Annotated in this window: 1 protein-coding gene; it reads left to right on the forward strand. The window is 33.0% G+C overall.

Annotated features, from left to right (window positions below; genetic code table 11):
* The first annotated feature begins 73 nt into the window (after positions 1–73).
* On the forward strand, positions 74–433 hold the full coding sequence (locus tag A6F49_RS14455; RefSeq protein WP_000603480.1) for a hypothetical protein: 360 nt from the start codon (positions 74–76) through the stop codon (positions 431–433).
* The last annotated feature ends 31 nt before the right edge of the window (positions 434–464 follow it).

Here is a 464-nt window from a genome sequence, read left to right on the forward strand (position 1 = left end):
TTTTTATAGAAACGGGTAAAAATGATAAAGTAATCATCTTTCACAAAAAATCAAATATTGGGAGGAATTAAATATGATTTTGCGTTACGCAACGAATTTAAAACTTGCGAAAGAGCTATACCAAGCCAGTAAACCTAAATTGCAAGAAGATAAGGGTATGATTGAACTGTTTGAACATACTTTTGGCTTGCAAAAAGAACTTGTAAAATACGTCGGCATTGCAGAAGCAACTACTGCTGCTTTATACTCAGCTAGCTTTATCAATAAAAACATTTCTCGCCTTGCATCACTATCAACGATAGGCATTTTAAGTGTAGCTGCTTACAAACATTTCGAAGCTGGCCAAGGTAAAAAAGGTGCACAACATGCATTAAATTTATTAGGTCTTGCTACTTTAAGTTTACTAGATACATTTTCTTGTAATAAAAAATAGTCTTCATTTTAGAAGCACATACTTTAGCACC

Source organism: Enteractinococcus helveticum (genome assembly GCF_001657475.1).
In the GTDB taxonomy this organism is placed as follows: Bacteria; Actinomycetota; Actinomycetes; order Actinomycetales; family Micrococcaceae; genus Yaniella; species Yaniella helvetica.

Excerpts from the sequence above, each read along its gene's own strand:
- A6F49_RS14455 (WP_000603480.1), top strand. The coding sequence starts at position 74 with ATGATTTTGCGTTACGCAACGAATTTAAAACTTGCGAAAGAGCTATAC.